The following is a 17249-nucleotide window of genomic DNA, read 5'->3' as shown; positions in this document are numbered from 1 at the left end:
CCCCGCGCCTTCTGCGAACCCCCTATGCGGAACGGCCCAGGACGGTGCTGTGCGGGATTCCGTCGAGGGCCTTGTCGAACTGCTCGATCACGTCGGTCAGCGGGCCGCCGCTGTCCGGGTGCACGCTGATCTCGTCGTCTACCACCGTGACGTGCTTGTCGAGCAGGAAGAAGCTCTGGACCGCGTGCCGGGCGCCGAGCGAGTGCACCACCGGGCGCAGCGCGTAGTCGATGGCCAGGACGTGGGCGATGCTGCCGCCGGTGGCCAGCGGCAGCACCGCCTTGCCCGCGAAGCCGAACTGCGGCAGCAGGTCCAGGAACGACTTGAGCAGGCCGGAGTAGCTGGCCTTGTAGGTCGGGGTGGCCAGCACGACGCCGTCGGCCGCGGCGACCGCCGCGAGGGCTTCGGCGATGGCCGGGGCCCGGGTGTCGGCGCCGAGCAGGGCGTCCGCCGGGAGGGTCCGGACGCGGAGGTGGTCGACGCTGCGACCGGCCGCGGCCAGCCGCTGGGCGATGTGCTCGCCGATCCGCTCGGTCTTCGAGGTGCGCGACGGGCTGCCGGAAATTACCAGAACGCTGGACACACGTGCTCCCTGGGTTTCGAGGTCCTCCACTGTGGACTGGTTCGCGCCGCCCGCTCAGCGGGTGCGCGCAGCGCCGGGTCGACACGCCTGGGCGCAGACCCGCCGGAAGTCGACGTGCCGCCGCCTGGTGAGCACCGGGAACATCACGGGTCGATCGTCGGCGGCGCACCGAGCGCGTGTCAACGCCTCCCAGCAGCCGGGAGGGACCACAGTGGACTGACCACCGGGCGAGCACGGAGCGTGACCGCCGGGTGGCGATCTGGCCAATCCGCGCGCCGAACTTCGGCGTTTTGGCACTGGCGTACCGGCTGGTCGGCGATAAGAGTGGGAGGGCGAGACCGATGGAGGACAGGCGACCCCTGCGCCAACTCCAGCCCCACCCAACCGCACCTCAGGGGACCGTGGCGCAACCCAGCCACGAGAAACCACCAGAACGCAAGATCAACGACAAACGCGACCACCACTGTGAATCACGGAGAGGCGGAAATGTCGACAGCACCGCGCAGCACCTCGCTGTGGCACCCGTTCGCGGACATGTTCGAGGTCCGGTCCAGCCAGTTCTGCGTCAGCCGGGCCGAGGGGGTCTGGGTCTACGACCAGGACGGACGCCGCTACCTCGACGGCACCGCGAGCCTGTGGTACGCCAACGTCGGCCACGGGCGCACCGAGATCGTCGAGGCCGCCGCCGCGCAGATGCGCACGCTGGAGTCCTACTTCGTGTTCAACGACTTCACCAACCCACCGGCCGAGGCGCTGGCCGACCGGCTGGCCGGGCTCGCGCCGGTGGACGGCGCGAAGATCTTCCTCACCACCGGCGGCGGCGAGTCGATCGACACCGCCGCCAAGCTGGCCCGCCAGTACTGGGCGCAGCGCGGGCAGCCGGAGCGCACGCACATCATCAGCCGCGGCAACGCCTACCACGGCACCAACGGCATGGGCACCAGCATCGGCGGCATCGAGGTCAACCGGAGCGGCTTCGGCGACCTGGTCCCGGCCACCACCCGCGTGGCGCACGACGACGCCGAGGCCCTGCGCGAGGCCGTCGAGCAGATCGGGGCGGACCGGGTCGCGGCGTTCTTCGCCGAGCCGGTGATGGGCGCGGGCGGCCTCTACCCGCCGCAGCCGGGCTACCTGGAGGCGGTCGCCAAGCTCTGCGCCGAGCACGGGATCCTGTTCGTGGCGGACTCGGTGATCTGCGGGTTCGGCCGGGTCGGCAGCTGGTTCGGCGTCGAGCGGTGGGGCCTGCGCCCGGACATGATCACCTTCGCCAAGGGCGTGACCAGCGGTTACCTGCCGCTGGGCGGCGTGGTGGTCGCCGAGCGGGTGGCCGAGCCGTTCTGGGAGCACCCCGGCCGCGTGTTCCGGCACGGCGCGACCTACTCCGGGCACCCCACGGTCGCCGCCGCGGCGCTGGCCAACCTCGACATCCTGGAGCGGGAGAAGCTGCTCCAGCGGGCCGACGAGCTGGAGCGCCCGCTGCACGAGACCCTGCTCGAGCTCGCCGACCACCCCGCCGTGGGCGAGGTGCGCGGCGGTGTCGGGCTGCTGGGCGCGGTCGAGCTGGCGCCGGAGGTGCTGGCCGCCGACCCGGGCGCCGTCGGCCGCGCGCAGAAGGCGATCCGCGACCTCGGGGTCATCGTGCGCCCGCTGGGCAAGGCGCTGGCGGTGTCGCCGCCGCTGACCATCGCCGAGTCGGAGATCGAATTGCTCGGCAAGGCGCTCAAGGAAGGACTTGACACTATCGGATGACCTCGACGGGGTGAATGCGCAGCGGTCGCATTCACCCCGAGCTGGGGTTATTCGGACGCCGCCCATTCAGCAGCTGGACATCCATCGCTCATCCGGCTGGAATATTCCCGTTGCGGAAACGATACGTTCCGGTCTGTACCAAACCGGATCCGTCACGTACGTTTTTGTCCGGGACCGTTGCCGCAGCAGCTGGCCAGCCACCCCGGCAGCACCGGCATCGGCACCGAAAAGCGCGGCACCGCAACGGGTTCGCCGCCAAATCGTCCACAGCAGACCATCGAGGGATGTCGCACATGCACCGAGTCACGTGAGGCCCGGACCGCGGCACCCGGCCGGGGGGCCGGGAGCGCGTGGTGCACGCCTCGGAGAAATCGACATTCCCCGGAACCGGCCCGGCGAGCAGTGACCGATAACCACCGCCCCTGTGCACGAGCCGCCCGAACGAGTTGGCAAAATACGGCTTCCGGGTGACGACGCGCAGCGGACGCGGATGGAGGACGACAGCCAGGTGAACACCCAAACCGCACAAGTCGACGACCTGCGACTCATCGCACTGCCCAGCGCGGTCAACTGCGCAGAGATGTTCGTCCGGTTCACCCTCGCCGAGTGGTCCCTGCGCGATCTGGTCGACGAGACCACGCAGCTCACCACCGCCCTGGTCACCGCGGCCGTGGACAACGCGAACCAGGACTCGGCGGGCTTCATCACGGTCCGCCTGCGGCTCAGCGGGGACAGCCTGGTCGCCGAGGTCGAGGACGAGCAGGCCACCGTCCCGCCGGCGCTGGCGCCCGGGTTCGCCGGTGGCCGCTGCGGCTCGACCGCCCTGCGCGGCGGCGGCAGCCTCGTGTGGTGCGAGGTGCCGCTACCGGGTGGGGTATCGGCGGACGCGGTCCCGCTCCCCCGCCGCTCCAAGACCAAGCGCAGCCCGATGGCCGAGCACCCGGCCGAGGAGACCGCGGAGATCGACCCCGAGGTCGTCAAGCGCCTGCTCTCCGGCCTGAGCAACTCCGACCTGCGCTAGTCCCGGGTAGCGGCTCGGCGCGTTTCGGGAGCTGCGGGGGTGGGCATCTGGTGGGGCATGGACCACCTGACCTTCCGCTACGAGCTGGCGCAGCAGCTGCGGGTGGACTCCGTGCGGTGCAGCAGCGCCGCCGGGTCCGGGCATCCCACCTCCTCCATGTCCGCCGCCGACCTGCTGGCCGCGCTGCTGGACGGGCACCTGCGGCTGGACTTCGACCACCCGGACGACCCGCGCAACGACCACCTGATCTTCTCCAAGGGGCACGCCTCACCGCTGCTGTACTCGTGCCTGAAGGCGGTCGGGGCCATCGACGACGCCGAGCTGATGACCTTCCGCGAGTTCGGCAGCCGGGTCGAGGGGCACCCCACACCGGTGCTGCCCTGGGTGGACGTGGCCACCGGGTCGCTCGGCCAGGGGCTGCCGATCGGCGTCGGCCTGGCGCTGGCCGGGCAGCGGCTGGACCGGCTGCCCTACCGCGTGTGGGTGCTGTGCGGGGACAGCGAGATGGCCGAGGGCTCGGTCTGGGAGGCCCTGGAGCACGCCGGGTTCGCGCAGCTGGACAACCTGATCGCGCTGGTCGACGTCAACCGGCTGGGCCAGACCGGGCAGACCATGCACGGCTGGGACCTCGACGCCTACGCCGCCCGCGCGCAGGCCGCCGGGTGGCGGGTGCTGGAGATCGACGGGCACGACCCGGAGCAGATCGAGACCGCGCTCAAGGACGCCGAGGACGGCGACGGCCGCCCGGTCGCGGTGCTGGCGGCGACCAAGAAGGGCCGGGGCGTCGCCGAGGTCGAGGACCGGCCCGGGTTCCACGGCAAGGCGCTGGTGCACCCGGAGGAGGCGATCCAGGAGCTCGGCGGCGTCCGCGACCTGCGGGTCACCCCGGCCAAGCCCACCGCGCAGGCCGAGCCGCACGTCTTCGAGGTCCGCGGCGGCGGGCTGCCCGCCTTCGAGCCGGGCACCGAGGTCGCCACCCGCAAGGCCTACGGCGAGGCGCTGCGCGCGCTCGGCGACCGCCGCGGCGACGTGGTGGCGCTCGACGGCGAGGTGTCGAACTCGACGTTCTCCGAGATGTTCCGCGACGCCCACCCGGACCGCTACTTCGAGATGTACATCGCCGAGCAGCAGATGGTCGCCGCGGCGGTGGGCATGCAGGTGCGGGGGTGGCGCCCGTTCGCCTCGACCTTCGCCGCCTTCCTGACCCGCGCCTACGACTTCATCCGGATGGCCGCGGTCAGCCGGGCCGACCTGTGCCTGGCCGGTTCGCACGCCGGGGTCGCCATCGGCGAGGACGGGCCGTCGCAGATGGCGCTGGAGGACCTGGCCGCGCTGCGCGCGGTGCACGGCAGCACGGTGCTCTACCCGTGCGACGCGAACCAGACCGTGCGGCTGACCGCGGCGATGGCCGACCGGCCCGGGGTCAACTACCTGCGCACCAGCCGCGGGGCGACCCGGGTGATCTACGCGCCGGACGAGGAGTTCCCGGTCGGCGGTTCCCGGGTGGTCCGCGACGGCGACGACGTCACGCTGGTCGGCGCCGGGATCACCCTGCACGAGGCGCTGCACGCGGCGGAGATCCTCGCCCCGGAGGGCATCCGGGCGCGGGTGATCGACCTGTACTCGATCAAGCCGGTGGACGCCGCGACGCTGCGCCGGGCGGCGGCCGAGACCCGCGGGCTGGTCACCGCCGAGGACCACTGGCCGGAGGGCGGGCTCGGCGAGACCGTGCTCAGCGCGCTGGCCGGGGTCGGTGCGCCGGTGCGCGTCCTGGCGGTGCGCGTCATGCCCGGTTCGGGCACCCCGGCGGAGCTGCTCGGGCAAGCCGGTATCGATGCCGCCTCCATCGCGGCCGAGGCCCGGGAGCTGCTCAAAGCCCACCGTTGATTTCGGGGTTCCAGCAGCCTGCGGGCGGGTAGCCGGATGTCGACGCTGCCGCCCGGAGGCCAGTGATGTTGTCCCCACCCGATCGCGGAGAGCTGCTCAGGTTCCTCTGCCACGTCCGATTTCCGGCGACCAAGCAGGAGATCTGCCAGCAGTGCGCGGCGCTGGGCGCCCCGGCCGCGCACCTGGCCCGCCTGCGGACGCTGCCCGAGGGCACCTACGTCGAGCCCGACACGGTCCTGCAGGCGCTGCCGCACCTGTGATCAGCGCTGCGATCCACATCGGACGGGTCAGGGATGGTCCTTGCGCCTGCTCCGCCACCAGAGCACACCCGCACCCGCGACGGCGACCGTGAACAGCGTTATCGAGCTCAGCACCAGCCCGCTCAGCATGCACAGCACCGCCAGCAGCGCGATGAGCGCGAACACCAGGAACACCAGGAACCGGCGCATGCCGGTCCAGTCCCGGCGCCCGTCGAACCGCTCGAACTTCTCCGCCAGCCGAGGATCGCCGGACACCAGCGCCGATTCGATCTCGGCGAGCCGGTCCCGCTCGTGCCTGCTCAACATGACGAGCTCCTAGCAACGTTCCCTTCGACCCCAATGAGGTACCCGCCCCCCATCCGGCTGAAGCCCGGTGGAAGCGTCCATCCAGATTGGCACGGCCGGGTGCGCCACCCCACGCGGCGACCGGGTGATTTTCCGTCACTCAGCGCGATCATCGACGACTACTGCTCGTCACCACCCGGCCCGGGTGCCCGGCGAGCGCGGAGCCCGGCACAGTTCGGCCGAGCATCGTGGGGTGTCAGTTTTGCCTGAAACTGGCACCTCGCCACGCCCGGAGTGCTCACTGTCAGTTATGGGCAAAACCGGCGCACCACCGCGCTGGGTCGCGGGGGTTGCGTGGCGTGGAGGAGGCGTGGGGCTGGTCCTCGGGTCGGACGGTGGCGGGGCTTGTGCTTGGGCGGTAGGAATCGGTCACCCTGGCGTGCCAAGGATGCGGTTTGAGTGGTGAGCGAGACTTGACCTTAGGAGCCTCGGTTCCCTGCGGAGGCGGATCCACCTTGTGGTGACGTTGCCGGTCGGGCGCGATTTCTCACGAAATCGGCACCGTCTCGACGAAACCTCCAGCTGGCACCGCAGCCGATCTCGTGAGAAATCTCTGCACCCACCACCGGAACGACGGCCGTGCGATCAGCGTCCTGGCTCCGCCGACGGCCCTGCTCGCAGTCACTCGGATCCCGGTATCACGACCTTGGGCGCAGCGGTGAGGGTCGCGATTTCGATTGAAATTGGCGCACCTCGCCACCGCAGGCTCCGTCAAAAACCGCAACGCAGCCAATTTCGATTGAAATCGCATCACCCAACGCAACCACCCACCGCTTCGAACCCAAACCCAACCCCGCACCCCACCGCACCCCTCCTCCCCAACCCGGCCCGGATATCACCACCGGTCCTCCGGGCAATGCCGGACCCCGCAGGTGCGACGAGAGAACCACTCCTTCCGCCTTTTCCGGACCGCGGGCGCGGTCAGCGCCAGGCCGAGGAAGACGGTGCGGCACAACGCACTCCGCCAACCAGCGGCACGCCGTGCTCTGAACGGCACGTCCTCCCTCCTGGCGTGGGGGCGAATTCCGGGAATCTGCGGGGTGGAACGTGCGCACGTGCGGGGAACTCTGGCCGCTCGCGGTGATCTGGCGTCATCAGCTGCGATATACAGTCGCCATGACGATCGAGATCCGGCAGCTGCGGATGATCTGCGCGATCGCGGAAACCGGCAGCATCACGCGCGCCGCGGCCCGGCTGGAACTCACCCAACCCGCGCTGAGCAACCAGCTTCAGGCAATCGAGAAGATGCTGGGCGACTCGCTCTTCGTGCGCAGCCGAACCGGTGTGGTGCCCACGGATTTCGGTCGCCGGACCGTCGACCGGGCCCGAATCGTGCTGTCGGAGGTCGATTCCCTCTTCGGCGCGGCGGGCAGGCCGTCGCCGTCGACCGAGCCGCTGCACCTCGGCTGCGCGCACCTGGCGTGCGTGCCGAGCATCGTCGACCGGGTGCAGGACGGCCTGTTGGGGCAGTCGGTGATGCTGCACGTCGAGCCTTCCGCTGCGGTGCTGGCGGATTCGCTGTCGCGGGGCCGGTACGACGCGGGATTGGTCGCCAGCGCAGCGGGTTTCGAGCTCGCGCTGGAACAGCCGGTCACCAGCCGCGTCCTCGTCCCGCGCTACCCGTGGTTCGTCGCGCTCGCCGCCGACCACTGGGCCGCCGACCGCGACGAGGTCCGGCTGGCGGAGCTGGGCGAGGAGTCGTGGATCGGGCCGCCCGGTGCCGACGACGGTTCGCTGGCCGCGTTCCGCGCCGCCTGCCTGGACGCCGGTTTCGAACCGCGGATCCGGTTCGAGGCCCCCAGCTGCGGCGCGCGGGAGCTCGTCGTGCGCGGCTACGGGATCCGGCTGGTGGAGCCCACGTTCGCGGTGCCGGAGGGCACCGTCGTGCTGCCGCTGGCGGGCGACCCGCTGGTGGCCCGGCTGGTGGTGGTCTGGCGGCCCGACCGCCTGACCAGGGCGCAGGCGGACCTGCTCTACCAGGACCTCGCGCAGGCGTACCTGGCGCACGTGCCGGACAACCCGGCCTTCCACCGCTGGTGGGACGCCCACCCCGAGGTGCACCCGGTGCTCTGAGCGCGACGTGGCGCAGTCCACACTAACCGGTCGGTATGTCTGTGGTACGTCTACTGGGACGCCCCCGAACGGGGGCGGGCTCGGAGGTGTGGTCATGGGCGACTCCCGGCACGAGTGGATGCAGCCCGGTGCGCACGAGGTAGCGCCCGGCGTGCACCGGATCCCGCTGCCCCTGCCCAACGACGGCCTGCGCGCGGTCAACGTCTACGCGATCGCCGACGGGGATGCGCTCACCCTGGTCGACGGCGGCTGGGCGCTGGACGAGGCGCGGGAGCAGCTCAGCGCCGGACTGCGCCAGATCGGCGCCGGGCTCGGCGACATCCGGCGGTTCCTGGTCACCCACGCGCACCGCGACCACTACACGCAGGCGGTGGCCCTGCGCCGGGAGTACGGGTCCCGGGTGCTGCTGGGCGAGGGCGAGCAGCCCACGCTCCGGACGCTGATGCGGCCCGACCACGTGGCGCTGGAGAAGCAGGTCGAGATGCTCGCCGCGTGCGGGGCGAAACCGGTGCGGGACGCGGTGATCGCCGCCCGCGGCTCGAAGCGCCCGACGACCGGCTGGGAGGACCCCGACGAGTGGATCACCGAGTCCACCGACGTCAGCCTGGCCGACCGCCCGCTGCGCGCGCTGCCCACCCCCGGCCACACCCGCGGGCACGTGGTGTTCATCGACGACGCCAGCGAGCTGCTGTTCGCCGGGGACCACGTGCTGCCGCACATCACCCCGTCCATCGGCTTCGAGCAGGCCCCCAGCGAACTGCCGCTGCGCGACTACATGGCCTCGTTGCGGCTGGTCCGCGCGATGCCGGACATGCGCCTGCTGCCCGCGCACGGCCCGGTCACCGACAGCGCGCACCGGCGGATCGACGAGCTGCTGGACCACCACGACCGGCGGCTGGCGGACACCGCGGCGGTCGTGGAGCGCGGCGCCAGCACCGCCTACGAGACGGCGCGCGGCCTGACCTGGACGCGCCGCGAGCACGCGCTGGACGACCTGGACCCGTACAACCAGATGCTGGCGGTCCTGGAAACGGCGGCCCACCTGGACGTCCTGGTCCTGCAGTCCAAGCTCCGCGCGGAGACCATCGACGGGGTCAAGCACTACGCGTGCTCGTGAGCGGCGATGGCGGTCAGGGCGACCACCGCCGCTCACGACTGCGAGGAGGCGCGATGTCGGTCGAGGACCTGGCGGTCGCCGTGGACGAGGTGCCGCTGGTGGACCACCACGTGCACGGCGCGCTCCGCGGCGAGGTCGACCGGGCCGGGCTGGAGCTGCACCTCACCGAGTCGGACCGGCCGGTTCCGGGGTGGATGACGCAGTTCGACTCGCAGCTGGGGTTCGCCGTCCGCCGCTGGTGCGCTCCGGTGCTCGGTCTGCCGCCGCACGCCGACGCCGCCGATTACGTGGCGCGGCGCGAAGAACTGGGTGCTGCTGAGGTCACCCGACGCTTGCTGGCGGCCAGCGGTGTCGAGCACTTCCTGGTGGAGACCGGCTACAAGGGCGACTCGATCCTCTCCCCCGCTGAGATGGCATCGGCCTCCGGTGCGCGGGCCGACGAGATCGTGCGCTTGGAGGCCGTGCTGGAAGACCTCGCGCACGACGGCGTGGGCGCGGCCGAGCTGCCGGGGCGGTTCCCGGAAGTGCTGGCGGAGCGCACGGTCGACGCGGTGGGGCTCAAGAGCATCGTGGCCTACCGCTTCGGTTTCGACTTCGACCCCGAGCGCCCGTCGAGGGCGGAAGTCGTCGCCGCTGCGGACCGGTGGCTGCGCGCAGGCGGCCGGGTGGACGATCCGGTGCTGCTGCGGTTCCTGCTGTGGACCGGCGTCGACCGCGGGCTGCCGCTGCAGCTGCACGCCGGGTACGGCGATCCCGACATCGAGCTGCACCGCTGCGATCCGCTGCTGCTCACCCGGTTCATCAAGCTCGTCGAACCGCACGGCGTGGACCTCCTGCTGCTGCACTGCTACCCGTACCACCGCAACGCCGGGTACCTGGCGCAGGCGTTCCCGCACGTGCACTTCGACGTCGGGCTCGCGGTGAACCACACCGGTGCGCGCTCGGCCGCGGTGGTGGCCGAATCCCTGGAACTCGCGCCGTTCGCGAAGGTCCTGTTCTCCTCCGACGCCTGGGGACCGCCGGAGCTGCACCACCTCGGTGCGCTGCTGTGGCGGCGCGCCATGCGCACCGCGCTGGGCGAGCGGGTGGCCGCCGACGACTGGTCCACTTCGGACGCAGTCCGGGTGGCCCGGATGGTCGGCCGCGACAACGCCCGCCGCGTCTACCGCCTCGAACAGCGATAACGGCCCTTGACGCCACCTGGTCGGTCGCTTATCGTGCCGAGACATCTGACGTCTGATGGGATGAGCTATGTCGTTGCCGGACGATCTCGCCGAGCAGCTGCTCGGGGCGATCATCGATGGGAACTACCCGCCGGGCACCGCGCTGCCCTCGGAGGCCGAGCTGGCCGAGCAGTTCTCGGTCAGCCGCCTGACCGTGCGCGAAGCGGTGAAGGTGCTGCGGGTGCAGAACGTGGTGCGCATCCAGCGCGGGCGCGGCACCTACGTCAACGCTCCCGCGCAGTGGACCGCGCTGGACCCGATGATCCGCGCCGCGACCGCTCCCCGCGCCGGACGACCGGTGTCGGAGGGCCTGATCGAGGCCCGGCGGCTGCTGGAGGTCGGCGCCGCCGAGCTCGCCGCCACCAAGCGCACCGAGGACGACCTCGCCCAGCTGCGCGAGCAGCTCCAGGACATGCGCACCGCGCACGACGCCGGGGACGTGGAGCTGTTCGTGACCGCGGACCTCGCCTTCCACCACACCGTCATGCAGGCCACCGGGAACGCGTTCATCCCGCTGATGTTCGAGCCGTTCGGCCGACTGCTGGTGGAGGGCCGCCGGGAGACCTCGGCGGTCGGCGAGATCCGCGCCAACGCCATCGCCCAGCACGACAAGGTCCTGCGCGCGCTGGAGTCCGGCGACCCGGCCCGCGCCCGGCGCGCGATGGGCGACCACCTCGCGCAGACCGCCGACGACCTGCGCACCCACGTGACCCCGGAGGCCTGATGATCCACGTCGAGGAGCTGCTGGCCGGGCTGCCGCCGGCCCGCGCAGTCGAGCCGGGCGAGATCACCGGCGGCCCGCACCTGGTCGTGCTCGACGACGACCCGACCGGCACCCAGACCGTCGCCGACGTGCCGGTGCTGACCAGCTGGTCGGTGGACGACCTGCGGTGGGGCCTGCGGCAGCCGGGCGGCGCCTGCTTCGTGCTCACCAACACCCGCAGCCTCGCGGCGGCCGACGCGACGGCCCGCAACCGCGAGGTGCTCGACGCGCTGGCGGCCGCGGCCGAGGCCGAGGGCGTGGACTTCGTGGTGGCCAGCCGCAGCGATTCCACGCTGCGCGGTCACTTCCCGGTGGAGACCGATGCGCTGGCCGACGATCTGGCGCGGCACGGCCGCCCGGTCGACGGCGTGGTGGTCGTGCCCGCGTTCCCGGACGCCGGGCGGGTCACCGTCGACTCGGTGCACTGGGCGCGCACCCCGGCCGGGATGGTTCCCGCCGGGGAGACGGAGTTCGCCCGCGACGCGACCTTCGGGTACCGCAGCTCGAACCTCCGGGAGTGGGTCGCGGAGAAGACCGGTGGCCGGATCACCCCCGACGACGTCTTGGCCATCACCTTGACCGATCTGCGCGGCGGCGGACCGCAGCACGTCGCCGAGCTGCTGGCCGGGGTGCGCGACCGGCGGCCGGTGGTGGTCGACGCGGCCTGCGACGACGACCTCCGGCTGCTCGCTTCCGCGCTGCGGCAAGCGGAATCGCGGGGCACGCGGCTGCTGTACCGGATCGGCCCGGCGTTCGTCCGCGCCCGCATCGGCCAGACCGCCAGCGCACCGCTGGACAGCGCGGCGCTGCGCGCGTACGGCTCCGGACACGGGCTGATCGCGGTGGGCTCGCACGTCGGGCTGACCACCGCGCAACTGGCCGGGCTGCGCGAGCTGGGCGGGGTCGAGGAGTTCGAGCTGGACGTGCCGACGCTGCTGGACCCGGCCGCGCGCGGCGGGCACATCGCCGAGGTCAGCGCCCGCGCGGCGGCGGCGATGCAGCGCTGCGACGCGGTGATCCGCACCAGCCGGTCGCTGGTCACCGGGGCCGACGCGGACGACAGCCTGGCGATCGCGCGGGCGGTGTCGTCGGCGCTGGTCGAGGCCGTGGCCGCGACCGTTCGGGCGCACCGGCCCGCGTTCGTCGTCGCCAAGGGCGGGATCACCTCCAGCGACGTCGCCACCGGCGGTCTGGGCATCCGCCGCGCGATCACCCGGGGCACGATGCTGCCGGGCATGGTGTCGCTGTGGGAGCCGGTGACCGGCGATTCCGCCGGCACGCCCTACGTCGTCTTCCCCGGCAACGTCGGGGACGAGAACGCCCTCGCCCACGTCGTCCGCTCCTTCCGCCACTCGTAAGTCCACTGTGGAGGTTTCGATGTCCGGAGTTCGGGTCGCGGTGATCGGGCTCGGCGCGATGGGGTTGCCGATGGCCGCCCACCTCGCTGGCGAGTTCCCGGTGACCGCCTTCGACGTCGACGCCGAGCGGCGCGCGGACGCCGTTTCGCGCGGCGCGGCGGAAGCCACCACTCCGGCCGGAGCAGCGGCCGACGCCGACGTGGTGCTCCTGGCCGTCCGCGACCAGCAGCAGGTCGAAGCGGCGCTGTTCGGCCCGGACGGCGTCGCGTCGTCGCTGCGTCCGGGCGCAGTCGTGGTGCTGACCAGCACGGTCGGACCACAAGCGGCTCGCGACACCGCGGCCCGGCTGCCGGACCACCGGCTGGTCGATGCGCCGGTCAGCGGCGGACCGACGCGCGCGGGATGCGGTGACCTGCTGGTCGTCGTCGGCGCCGATGCCGAAGCGCTCGCGGTCGCCGGGCCGGTGCTGGACCGGTTGGCCTCGACCTGCACCGTGGTCGGGCCGAACCCCGGTGACGGGCAGGCGCTCAAGGCGATCAACCAGCTGCTGGCCGGGGTGCACATCGCGGCGGCCGCCGAAGCGGTGGCGCTGGCGCGCGGCATCGGGCTCGACCCGGCGGCGGTCGTGGCGGCGCTCGGCAAGGGAGCGGCCAGCTCGTTCGTGCTCTCCGACCGCGGTCCCCGCATGGTCGAGGCCTACGCGGACGGGGCGGAGGTGCGGTCGCGGTTGGACATCTTCGTCAAGGACATGGGGATCGTCAGCGAGCTGGCGCGCGAATCCCGCGTCCCGACCCCGCTGGCGTCGGCCGCGCACCAGCTCTACCTGCTCGGTGAGCAGGCCGGGCTCGGCGCTGCGGACGACTCGGCGGTCGTGACCGTACTGTCGCCGAAGGGGCGGTGATTCCGGCCGCCTCAGCTCGGCAGGTGGAGGTCAGCCCAGGGGTCGGTGGGGACCGCTTCCGTGCTGCGGCCCAGGTCGTCGAGGATCCTGGTCTGGCGCTTCAGCTGGCGGAGGGTGATGGCCCGCTCCGCCAGGGACAGCGTGGGCAGGCGGTCCGCCAGGCGTTCCTCCAGGCGGTGGCAGTCCTCCGGGGAGCGGAGCCAGACGATCATGACCAGGTTGTGCTCCCCGGTCACCGCGGCGCAGAACCGGATCTCCGGGAGCTTCGCCAGGGTTCTGCCCACCTCCGACAGCTCGTCGGCCGGGGCGTTGGCCCAGAAGATCGCCGAGACCGGCCAGCCGGTGAGGCTCTGGGCGACTTCGCAGCGGATCGACACCAGGCCCTGGTCGACCAGCTTGGTCAGGCGGCGGCGCGCTGTTGACACGCTCGTGCCGGTCAGCTCGGCCAGGTCCGCCACCGTCCGTCGGCCGTCGGTGCTCAGCGCCACCATCAGGTCCCGGTCGCTCTCGGTCAGCACGCCCTGCTTCGCGCGCGGAGGCGCGTGCGCGGCCAGCTGCGCGCGTTGCGCGGGCGAGAGCGCGTTGAGCCGCCACTGAACGCCTTCGCCGAAAATCGTGGTCGCGGCGTGCACGCTCGTCCTCCGGACGCCCGGGTGGTGGCTGAGCTCGTCGAGCACGAACCGCGACAGCGCGGGCAGGCTCCGGGCGTTGATCAGCACCAGCAGGTCCCGGCCGCTGCCCACGTGGTGCACCGAGACGACCTGCGGCAGCCTGGCCAGCAGCACCGCCAGGCGGTCCCGCTCGCTCGGTCGGCAGTCGATCTCCACGCAGCCGAGCACGAACGCCGACGGCGCGGTGAGCCGCGCGTAGGCCGTCATCCACACCAGTCCCTGCTCGGTGAGGCGCTGCCAGCGGCGGGCGACCGTGCTCGGGTCCACGCCCAGCACCGAGCCGATGACCTGCCAGGAACCGCGCGGGGCGATCTGCACGGCGTTGACGAGCGACAGGTCGAGCTCGTCGAGGCCGGACGAATCTTGCATGCGCATACCTTCATGTGACGATTTCCGGCAATCCAAGCAGCGGATCTGGTGCGTTGTCCATCCTTTCCGCCAACCGCGGGTACTGGCCCGCGGGACCGATACGCCCGGAGCACACATGGACACAGCGCGTACCCGGCCGACCCGGTTGGACCGGGTGTTCACCGGCATCGAGCGGGTCGGCGGCAAGCTGCCCGAGCCGTTCTTCCTGTTCGTCTACCTGCTCGCCGCGCTGGCGGTGATCTCCACCGCGATCGCCGCCTTCGGCGTCACCGTCGACGTCCCCGGCAAGGCCGAACCGGTCCCGGTGCGCGCCGTGCTCAGCTCCGAGGGCCTGGTCTGGTTCCTGACCAACTTCGTGGACAACTTCATCGGCTTCCCACCGCTGGGCACCGTGCTGGCGATGATGCTGGTGGTCGGCTTCGCCGAGCGGACCGGATTCCTGTCCGCCGCGGTCACCCTGGTCTTCGGCCGCGCGCCGCGCTGGCTGCTGCCCTACGCGGTGGCGTTCGTGGCCTGCCAGGCGCACGTCATGTCCGACCCGTCGCTGATCGTGATCCCGCCGCTGGCCGCGCTGATGTTCAAGGCCGCGGGCCGCCACCCGGTGGCCGGGCTGATCGGGGCTTTCGCCTGCGGCGCAACGGGTTACGGCGGCGGGGTCCTGGTCGGGTCGCTGGACGGGCTGCTGGTGGGCATCACCGAGAAGGCGGTCCAGATCGCCCCGCTGGGCGTCGAGGTGCACACCCACATCGCGATGAACTACTTCTTCGCGGCCACCGCCGGACTGCTGCTGCCGCTGGTCGGCGGATTCCTGATCGACCGGGTGCTGGAGCCGCGGCTGGGCCCGTGGACCGACCCCGAGGGCGAGCAGACCGCGGAGCTCACCGCGCAGCAGCGCAAGGGCGTGTGGCGGGCGTTCGCCGTGCTGGTCGGCTACGCGGTGGTGGCCTTCGGCGCCTGGCTGGTGCCGGGCAGCTTCCTGCGCGGCGAGGACGGCGCGCTGGTGCCCTCGCCGTTCCTGGACAGCATCGTGCCGCTGATCATCATCGCGTTCCTGCTGGCCGGGCTCGCCTACGGCCTGACCGCGGGCACCGTCACCAAGCGCGCGGACGTGCCGCGGATGATGACCGAGACCGTCAAGGACATGGCGGGCTACATCGTGTTCATCTTCGTCGCCGCCCAGTTCATCGCCCTGTTCACTTGGTCCAACCTGGGCACGCTGATCGCGATCGGCGCGGCCGACGGGTTGCGCGCCGCGCACCTGACCGGGTTCCCGGCGATCATCGTGATGGTGCTGCTGGCGACGGTGGCGAACCTGTTCATCACCTCCGGCTCGGCGCTGTGGTCGCTGCTGGCCCCGGTGATGATCCCGGCGTTCACCATCCTCGGCTACGACCCGGCGTTCATCCAGGCCGCGTACCGGATCGGCGACTCCACCACGCAGGCGGTCAGCCCGCTCAACGCCTACGTCTACATCCTGCTCAGCGTGAACCGGAAGTACCAGCCGGAGACGCAGCTGGGCACGCTGCTGGCCCGGTTGAGCGTGTTCGTGCTGCCGTTCTTCGCGATGTGGCTGCTGATCCTGGCGGTGTTCTACTTCTTCGACCTGCCCGTCGGACCGGGTTCGGGCATCCGGCTGTAACCATCCACAGAGGAGAGATGATGCACTTCGACGAGCTCGTGGCGTTGCGGCGCGACTTCCACCGGTACGCCGAACCGGCTTTCCTGGAGATCCGCACCTCCAGCATCGTCGTGTCCCGCCTGCGCGAGCTGGGCCTGGAACCGCTGACCGGGCAGGCGGCGATGCGCGCGGAAAACGTGGTCGACTACCCCACCGCCGAGCAGCGCGAGCTGTTCGCGGAGCGCGCGGTGCGCACCGGTGCCGACGCCGGCAACGTCGAGCGCGCGGCGGAGTTCGGCACTGCCGTGATCGCCGAGGTCCGCGGCAACCGCCCCGGCCCCACCTGGGGTCTGCGCTTCGACATGGACGCCCTGCCGCTGACCGAGTCGGACAGCCCCGACCACGCCCCGGCGGCGAACGGTTTCCGCTGCGACTACGGCGCGATGCACGCCTGCGCGCACGACGGGCACACCGCGATCGGTCTCGGCCTGGCCAGCCGACTGGTCGCCGACAACGACTTCGCCGGTACGGCGCGGTTCCTGTTCCAGCCCGCCGAGGAGGGCGGGCGCGGGGCGGCGTCGATGCTCGCCGCTGGCGCGGTCGACGGGGTGGACCGGTTCGTCGCCGTGCACCTCGGCCTGGACGAACCGGCGGGCGAGGTCAGCGGCGGCATCCGGGGCCTGCTGGCCACCACGAAGATGCGCGCCACCTTCACCGGCACCGCCGCGCACGCCGCCGGAGCCCCGGAGCAGGGTTCGAACGCGCTGGTCACGGCCGCGAGCGCACTGCTCAACGTGATGGCGCTGCCGCGCTACTCCACAGCGGACACCCGCATCAACGTGGGCACCCTGCACGGCGGCGACAACGTCAACATCGTCCCGTCCTGGGCGCAGATGACCCTGGAAGCCCGCTCCACCGACTCCGACGTCAGCGCCTCCCTGACCGAGCGCATCAAGACGGCCCTGCGCGGCTCCGGCGAGATGCACGGAGTGGCGGTGGACGTGGTGGAAACCGGCGGTTCGTCCACGATGGACTGCGACGCGGAACTGGTCGACGCGATCAACGCCATCGCCGCCGAACTCCCGGGAGCCACCACCGGCGACGGCTTCAAGCAGATGGGCGGCAGCGACGACGCGAGCCTGTTCGCCCGCGAAGTCCAGCGCAACGGCGGAATCGCCACGTACATGACCGTCGGCGGCGGCAACACCGCACCCCACCACAACCCGCTGTTCGACATCGACGAGCGCTCCATCCCGGTCGCCCTCGACACCCTCGAACGCCTCATCCGCCGCTGACCCGGGAAGGGCACTC

General features: G+C 71.9%; 15 protein-coding genes. 12 read left to right on the top strand and 3 right to left on the bottom strand.

From position 1 onward, the window contains the following. Positions 1-22 precede the first annotated feature (22 nt). On the bottom strand, positions 23-583 hold the full coding sequence (ssuE, locus tag F1721_RS01890; RefSeq protein ID WP_150064728.1) for an NADPH-dependent FMN reductase: 561 nt from the start codon (positions 581-583) through the stop codon (positions 23-25). Positions 584-1069: 486 nt separating this feature from the next. On the opposite strand from ssuE, the gene F1721_RS01885 reads away from it, so the two are divergent. From F1721_RS01885 to F1721_RS01870, 4 genes are all read left to right on the top strand, one after another. Further along, a complete protein-coding gene (locus tag F1721_RS01885; RefSeq protein ID WP_150064727.1) occupies positions 1070-2332 on the top strand; it encodes an aminotransferase family protein in 1263 nt (420 codons plus the stop codon). Between the two features lie 508 nt (positions 2333-2840). Further along, positions 2841-3353, top strand: coding sequence for an ATP-binding protein (locus F1721_RS01880; protein WP_150064726.1), 513 nt, complete (start codon positions 2841-2843; stop codon positions 3351-3353). A gap of 57 nt (positions 3354-3410) precedes the next feature. Continuing rightward, on the top strand, positions 3411-5240 hold the full coding sequence (locus F1721_RS01875; protein WP_150064978.1) for a transketolase: 1830 nt from the start codon (positions 3411-3413) through the stop codon (positions 5238-5240). A 65-nt stretch (positions 5241-5305) separates the two neighbouring features. Beyond that, positions 5306-5500, top strand: coding sequence for a DUF2795 domain-containing protein (locus F1721_RS01870; RefSeq protein WP_211840282.1), 195 nt, complete (start codon positions 5306-5308; stop codon positions 5498-5500). 27 nt (positions 5501-5527) lie between these two features. Here F1721_RS01870 and F1721_RS01865 read toward each other — a convergent pair whose 3' ends face one another. Next, positions 5528-5806: a DUF3040 domain-containing protein gene (locus F1721_RS01865; RefSeq protein WP_150064725.1), complete on the bottom strand. Its 279-nt coding sequence runs from the start codon at positions 5804-5806 to the stop codon at positions 5528-5530. Between the two features lie 1155 nt (positions 5807-6961). On the opposite strand from F1721_RS01865, the gene F1721_RS01860 reads away from it, so the two are divergent. The 6 genes from F1721_RS01860 to F1721_RS01835 all read left to right on the top strand — a co-directional run bounded on the left by F1721_RS01860 (position 6962) and on the right by F1721_RS01835 (position 13280). Further along, positions 6962-7918, top strand: coding sequence for a LysR family transcriptional regulator (locus tag F1721_RS01860; protein WP_150064724.1), 957 nt, complete (start codon positions 6962-6964; stop codon positions 7916-7918). A gap of 94 nt (positions 7919-8012) precedes the next feature. Further along, a complete protein-coding gene (locus tag F1721_RS01855) occupies positions 8013-9035 on the top strand; it encodes an MBL fold metallo-hydrolase (protein WP_150064723.1) in 1023 nt (340 codons plus the stop codon). Between the two features lie 53 nt (positions 9036-9088). Next, positions 9089-10219, top strand: coding sequence for an amidohydrolase family protein (locus tag F1721_RS01850; protein WP_150064722.1), 1131 nt, complete (start codon positions 9089-9091; stop codon positions 10217-10219). Between the two features lie 67 nt (positions 10220-10286). After that, positions 10287-10982, top strand: a complete 696-nt coding sequence (locus tag F1721_RS01845) for a FadR/GntR family transcriptional regulator (RefSeq protein ID WP_150064721.1) — start codon at positions 10287-10289, stop codon at positions 10980-10982. Then, complete coding sequence (locus tag F1721_RS01840) at positions 10982-12379, top strand: four-carbon acid sugar kinase family protein (protein WP_150064720.1); 1398 nt, start codon at positions 10982-10984, stop codon at positions 12377-12379. Before F1721_RS01845 ends, F1721_RS01840 begins: the two co-directional genes overlap by 1 nt. A gap of 19 nt (positions 12380-12398) precedes the next feature. Continuing rightward, on the top strand, positions 12399-13280 hold the full coding sequence (locus F1721_RS01835) for an NAD(P)-dependent oxidoreductase (protein WP_150064719.1): 882 nt from the start codon (positions 12399-12401) through the stop codon (positions 13278-13280). A gap of 11 nt (positions 13281-13291) precedes the next feature. On the opposite strand, the gene F1721_RS01830 is transcribed toward F1721_RS01835, so the two are convergent. After that, a complete protein-coding gene (locus F1721_RS01830; protein WP_150064718.1) occupies positions 13292-14320 on the bottom strand; it encodes an Lrp/AsnC family transcriptional regulator in 1029 nt (342 codons plus the stop codon). A gap of 115 nt (positions 14321-14435) precedes the next feature. Between F1721_RS01830 and F1721_RS01825 the strand changes: the two genes are divergently transcribed. Beyond that, the gene (locus F1721_RS01825; RefSeq protein WP_150064717.1) at positions 14436-15959 is read left to right on the top strand and encodes an AbgT family transporter; all 1524 of its coding nucleotides are present in this window, start codon (positions 14436-14438) and stop codon (positions 15957-15959) included. A gap of 20 nt (positions 15960-15979) precedes the next feature. Then, positions 15980-17233, top strand: coding sequence for an amidohydrolase (locus tag F1721_RS01820; protein ID WP_150064976.1), 1254 nt, complete (start codon positions 15980-15982; stop codon positions 17231-17233). Positions 17234-17249 lie beyond the last annotated feature (16 nt).

It is taken from the genome of Saccharopolyspora hirsuta (assembly GCF_008630535.1).
In the GTDB taxonomy this organism is placed as follows: domain Bacteria; phylum Actinomycetota; class Actinomycetes; order Mycobacteriales; family Pseudonocardiaceae; genus Saccharopolyspora; species Saccharopolyspora hirsuta.
This window is presented reverse-complemented; position numbering and strand designations above follow the sequence as displayed.